Origin of the sequence: Flavobacterium sp., from assembly GCF_039916025.1 — a bacterium.
Lineage (GTDB): Bacteria > Bacteroidota > Bacteroidia > Flavobacteriales > Flavobacteriaceae > Flavobacterium.
The window spans coordinates 1-5,870 of the sequence record NZ_JBDSMB010000188.1; the positions used below are offsets into that span (position 1 = coordinate 1).

Annotated in this window: 6 protein-coding genes; 2 read left to right on the forward strand and 4 right to left on the reverse strand. The window is 35.6% G+C overall.

Annotated elements, in window-relative coordinates:
* The first annotated feature begins 47 nt into the window (after positions 1 to 47).
* Both creD and ABIQ27_RS13965 read left to right on the forward strand, forming a co-directional pair.
* Positions 48 to 1,340, forward strand: a complete 1,293-nt coding sequence (gene creD / locus ABIQ27_RS13960; RefSeq protein WP_348034534.1) for a cell envelope integrity protein CreD — start codon at positions 48 to 50, stop codon at positions 1,338 to 1,340.
* A 25-nt stretch (positions 1,341 to 1,365) separates the two neighbouring features.
* A complete protein-coding gene (locus tag ABIQ27_RS13965; protein ID WP_348034530.1) occupies positions 1,366 to 2,127 on the forward strand; it encodes an oxygenase MpaB family protein in 762 nt (253 codons plus the stop codon).
* A 43-nt stretch (positions 2,128 to 2,170) separates the two neighbouring features.
* Here ABIQ27_RS13965 and ABIQ27_RS13970 read toward each other — a convergent pair whose 3' ends face one another.
* From ABIQ27_RS13970 to ABIQ27_RS13985, 4 genes are all read right to left on the reverse strand, one after another.
* On the reverse strand, positions 2,171 to 3,217 hold the full coding sequence (locus ABIQ27_RS13970; protein ID WP_348034535.1) for an o-succinylbenzoate synthase: 1,047 nt from the start codon (positions 3,215 to 3,217) through the stop codon (positions 2,171 to 2,173).
* Positions 3,218 to 3,219: 2 nt separating this feature from the next.
* Positions 3,220 to 3,897: a metal-dependent hydrolase gene (locus tag ABIQ27_RS13975; RefSeq protein ID WP_348034531.1), complete on the reverse strand. Its 678-nt coding sequence runs from the start codon at positions 3,895 to 3,897 to the stop codon at positions 3,220 to 3,222.
* A 14-nt stretch (positions 3,898 to 3,911) separates the two neighbouring features.
* Positions 3,912 to 4,835 (reverse strand): 1,4-dihydroxy-2-naphthoate octaprenyltransferase, encoded by a 924-nt coding sequence (menA, locus tag ABIQ27_RS13980; protein ID WP_348034532.1) that lies wholly within the window; start codon positions 4,833 to 4,835, stop codon positions 3,912 to 3,914.
* Between the two features lie 80 nt (positions 4,836 to 4,915).
* The gene (locus ABIQ27_RS13985; RefSeq protein ID WP_348034533.1) at positions 4,916 to 5,755 is read right to left on the reverse strand and encodes a 1,4-dihydroxy-2-naphthoyl-CoA synthase; all 840 of its coding nucleotides are present in this window, start codon (positions 5,753 to 5,755) and stop codon (positions 4,916 to 4,918) included.
* Positions 5,756 to 5,870: the final 115 nt, after the last annotated feature.

Here is a 5,870-nt window from a genome sequence, read left to right on the forward strand (position 1 = left end):
AATCACAAGAAGAAAGAACTGGCTTCTTTCAATCAACAACCGCAAAGATGCTAATGGTAGGATTCCTCACCTTAGTCTTATTAATTCCGTTATTCTTTGTACAAAATTTAATCAGCGAACGTTCGCAGCGGAAAACGCAAATGGTTGATGAAGTCACCAATCTGTGGGGAAAAGACGTTTTGTTTTATGGCCCGGTTTTAAGAATTCCATACACTAGTTATGAAGCTTACAATGTGACTAATCCTAAAACCGGCGTGACAACAATCGAGCGAAAAGTAGTAAGTAATTATGCTTATTTCTTTCCGAATGAATTGAAAAACACTTCAAATATCAAGAAAAACGAATCGTTGAAACGTGGCATTTTCAATCATGTGGTTTTTACTGCAGATATGAATTTCAAAGGCGATTTCACGAAACCCAACTTTTCTAAATTGGGCATAGCCGAAGAAAATATTCAATGGAGCAAAGCTTCTATTATTGTAAAAACAACCAACCTGAAAAGCATCAAAAGCGAACTTAAAATTCAGTTGAACAATGATAAATTTTCTTTTGAGCCTCAAAACAATGATAAGAGCGATTACAGCGTCTTAGCAACCAATGGTTTTGATTACAAAACATTAGCAGCTAATGACAAAATCAATTTTAATTTTGGAATAACATACAACGGAAGCAACAGCGTAAAATTTATTCCTGTTGGAAAGGTTACGATGGTTAGCGTCGATTCTGATTGGGAATCTCCGAGTTTTGAAGGTTCATTTGCGGCAAGCGATACAACGAAAACCATCAACAATAAAGGATTTCACGCCGATTGGAAAATTCTCGACATCAACAGAACTTTTACGCAGCAATATGTAAACGCATTACCCGATTTGGATGATTATCTGTTTGGTGTAAAACTAATCCAGACTGTGGACGAATATCAGCAAAACGAACGTGCTTCAAAGTATGGCTTCCTGGTTATTGGCTTGACCTTTTTGATTTTTTTCCTTATTCAGTCGGTTAGCAAAATCAACATTCATATTTTCCAGTATTCGATGATTGGTCTGGCGTTAATCATGTTTTATACTTTGCTGATTTCAATTACGGAACACAGTACATTTAGCTTTGCTTATACTATTGCCGGTTTTTCGGTCGTCGCTATGATTACGATGTATTCTATTTCGATTTTGAAGAACAGGAAGTTCCCAATGTTTATCGGAATTTCGCTTTCCGTTTTATACACCTTTATCTATGTGATTATTCAAATGGAAGATTATGCATTGCTTGTTGGCAGCATTGGATTGTTTTTAATTCTTGGTGCCGTGATGTATTTCTCAAGAAAAATCGATTGGAGTAAGTAAATTTATAAACCATTAAACAGTAATCATGCAATTTTTTGCCAAAAAAGATTCGATTGTTAGACAAATCTGGGGAAAGAGCGATACCGTGCTTTTTATCTTTGCCGGAGCATCAGCTGAGTTTGCAATAAATAAAGCCGTAGACTGGCTGTATTTTACCGGAAAGCTACCTTCTGACCCTTTAGGCCGATTATTTTCTACCGTTCGTTACGCAAAGCTTATTGTGTTTTCTTCTATGGACGAAGCCAACGCATCGATTGACAGCCTGAGAAAAATACATGGCGCCGTAGAACAAAATCGTGGTGCAACAATTCCGGATTGGGCTTATCGCGATGTATTGTTTATGCTGATTCATTATTCGATTGCTTCTTTCGAACTTCTGGAAAGAAAATTAACTGATGATGAAAAAGAAGAAGTATACAATGTTTTTTACCGCGTAGGCGCCAGAATAGGATTGAAAGAATTGCCGTTAACCTATATCGAATGGCTGCCGGTAAGAGAAGAACATTTGATAGAAAATCTACAAAAAAGCGACTACACCGATGATCTTTTTAAGCAATATAGAAAGCATCTTGGGGCTGTGAGATATTTGGTTTTGACCGAAGGTCAAAAATTAGTCGTTCCTCAGTATGTAAAAAAGTTATTGAACCTGACTAATTTTTCTTTGCTCTCTATTGTCATTCCAATATATAAATTCAGTCGAATTATAAAATTGGACAAACTGTTTAAGAACATCATCCTTCCATCTGAATACAAATCTCAAATAGATGATTTGGATGTTAAAACTTAAAAGTTTTTTGTGTCAAAAACCTGCTCAAATCGAGCAGGTTTTTTTATTGAAAATCATCAAGATTAATTTTCCATTCTTTGTTTTTATCATACCAAAGTTGTCCATCAGAAACGGTCAACGGACAATCAAAATTATTGGTAAATAAACTACCCGTTCCTAAACCTTGTGCCATCAAATTATTTTGCAGAAATGTAAATTGAGCAATCGCATTCAAACCGATATTACTTTCCAAAGCGGAAGTAATCCACCAGCCAATATTTAATTTTTCAGCCAATGAAATCCATTCCAATGTGCCACGAAATCCACCAATAAAACTTGGCTTTAAAACGATGAATTGCGGCTTGATTTTTTGGAGTAAGTTTTCCTTTTCTTCTTTCGAAAACACACCTATAAGCTCTTCATCCAAAGCTATAGGAATTTGGCTATTTTTACACAGTACTGACATCGTGTCAGTAAGTTTTTTTTTAATCGGTTGCTCTATGCTATGAATCTTAAAACCAGTAATTTGATTTATTTTATTTAAAGCTTCATTTTCAGAGAAAGCGCCGTTAGCATCTACCCGAATTTCAATAGCATTTGCATCAAAATTAGCTCTGATAAAGCGCAATAAATCAATTTCTTTGTCAAAATTAATCGCTCCAATCTTCAATTTTATACAGCTAAAACCTTGCTTAATTTTGTCTTCAATTTGGGTTTTCATAAACGTCTCATCGCCCATCCAAACCAAACCATTTATTGAAATGCTTTTTGTGTTTTTTGTAAAATCAGATGGAAATAAAACAAATGGATTTTCACTTTTCAAGGACAAAAAAGCCATCTCAATTCCGAATTGTATCGACGGAAATTCTACTAATTCATCCCAAATTTTTTGCTCACCAAGATGAATATTTTCACAAGTCCATTGTAATTTTTCTTCATAATCAGGTCGGTCATCTGCAGATAATCCACGCAGAATTCCACACTCACCTATTCCCTTTTTACCATCTTTTTCCAGGATAATAAACCAGGTTTCTTTGTCGGTTAAAATGCCCCGGGAAGTTCCCGAAGCTTGTTTGAAATGAAGTACGTATTTGAAGTAAGAAGCTTTCATCATTAAAGCGAAATGCTTTCTCCAATATCTAAAAGCATTAAATCTTTTCCGGCATCAAAGAATTTCTTTTTGGCTTCATCGTGATTGATAACTATAAAACCAAACGTATCATAGTGGCATCCTAAAATCTTATCACAATCGACAAAATCAGCAGCCATGATAGCATCTTCAACATCCATAGTAAAATTACTGCCTATTGGAAAAATCGCTAAATCAAGCTTAGTACGCATTGGAATAAGTTTCATATCCATTGTCAATGCCGTATCACCTGAAATGTAAATATTTTTGTGTTCGCCTTCTATTACAAATCCGCCGGGATTTCCGCCATAAGTTCCATCTGCAAATGAACTGGAATGGATAGCAGTGACATATTTTACTTTACCAAAACTAAACTGCCAGCTTCCGCCATGATTCATTGGATGATACTGAAACCCTTTATTACCATAATAAACAGCTGTTTCATAGCCTGAAACAATGATTGCATTCGTTCTTTTGGCAATAGCTTCAACATCTAATGTATGGTCATTATGCGCATGGGTAAGCAAAATAAAATCAGCTTTTAACGTATTTATATCAATATGTTCTGCTTTTGGATTTGCTGTAATGTATGGATCAACAATGATGTGTTTTCCATTAACTTCTATACCAATACAAGCGTGTCCGTAAAATGTAATTTTCATCGTAAATGATTTAATTAAATGTATGTAACCAATAAATCAGAAATAAAATAAATCAGTCCCAAAGCCAATAAAATCGATAGAAAGAACGTGCTCAATGCCAATTTCTTTAACTCCGGATCTAAAAGTTTTGGGTTTTTGTTTTTATATACTCTTATCAGATGTCCGGCTAATGGGAAATAAGCAGCAACAAAGATATATTGGTCAAAATGAAAATTGTTTAAAATCGCAAAAACAACAACAAAAACCATAGCAGAAATAATCAGGAAAAAATGATATTTTTTTGCCCACGCTCCACCTTTTTGAACTACTACTGTATTCTTTCCTGCCTTTCTATCGCTCTCTTCATCACGCATATTGTTCAGGTTTAAAACTCCTACGCTCAAAAAACCAATAGCTGTTGCAGGTAATAGCAGCAGCCAATCTATTTCTTTTGAAAACATAAAGTACACACCAAACGTACTTACCAATCCAAAAAAGACAAAGACAAAAACATCGCCATAGCCACGATAACCATAAGCGCTATTCCCAACGGTATAACGAATAGCCGACGCAATAGCCAAAATTCCCAAAAACAAAAAGATAAAAGAATAAAGCAGGTAACTTTCCTTAAAGGCAAAATAGATAAGTAAAACCGCGAAAAACAACGTGATTATCGAGGTTAAGACCATAGCATTTTTCATTGCAAAAGGTGTAATAACTCCTTTTTGAATGGCTCGTTTTGGTCCAACTCTGTCATCATTATCCGTTCCTTTGATTCCGTCTCCATAATCATTGGCAAAATTAGAAAGTATCTGTAAACCCAAAGTCGTGAGCAAAGCAAAAACCACAATATTCCAGTTGAACATGGCTTGCGACATAGCGTAAAAACTTCCCACAATGATTCCAGATACCGAAAGTGGTAATGTTCTTAATCTTGCGGCTTCAATCCAGTGTTTCATTTTTAGACTTCTTAGATTATTAGACTTTTTAGATTTATTATAACAAACAACTGCTTACTGCAACTGCCAACTGAACTCTTTTACGGTAACCACTTTTTTTCAAAATTTGGTTTTCTTTTTTCTAAGAAAGCATCTCTTCCTTCTTTGGCTTCGTCAGTCATATAAGCTAATCTTGTAGCTTCTCCGGCAAAAACCTGTTGTCCAACCATTCCGTCATCAGTCAGATTCATGGCGAATTTCAGCATTTTAATAGACGTTGGTGATTTCTCTAGAATTTCCTGTGCCCATTGGTAAGCTGTGTCTTCAAGTTCGGCATGTGGTATAACCGCATTGACCATTCCCATATCCATAGCTTCCTGAGCAGAATAATTTCTTCCCAAAAAGAATATTTCCCTTGCTTTCTTTTGACCAACCATTTTGGCCAAATAAGCCGAGCCATAGCCACCATCAAAACTTGTTACATCAGCATCGGTTTGTTTAAAAATAGCATGTTCCTTACTCGCTAAAGTCAAGTCGCAGACTACATGCAGACTATGTCCACCGCCAACTGCCCAACCGGGAACGACACAAATAACGGCTTTTGGCATAAAGCGAATCAGACGCTGAACGTCCAAAATATTCAAACGGTGATAACCATCATCACCAACATAACCCTGATGACCACGTGCTTTTTGATCGCCACCGGAACAAAATGACCAAACACCATCTTTGGAACTTGGACCTTCTGCCGAAAGCAAAATCACGCCAATGGAAGTATCTTCCTGAGCATCCTGAAAAGCCTGTAGTAATTCACTAGTTGTTTTTGGACGAAATGCATTGCGAACATCGGGACGATTGAAAGCTATTCTCGCAACGCCATTGCATTTTTTATAAGTAATGTCTTCAAAATCTTTAACTGTCTTCCAATTAATTGAATTCATGTAAATGCTAAAATTTGTTAAAATAAAAGTTAGAAAAAATAAATTGCTCTATTTTTACCGTAAAAATAAAGCATTTTTTACTCTTAACTACAAAAACAAAAGTAAATCCATATGA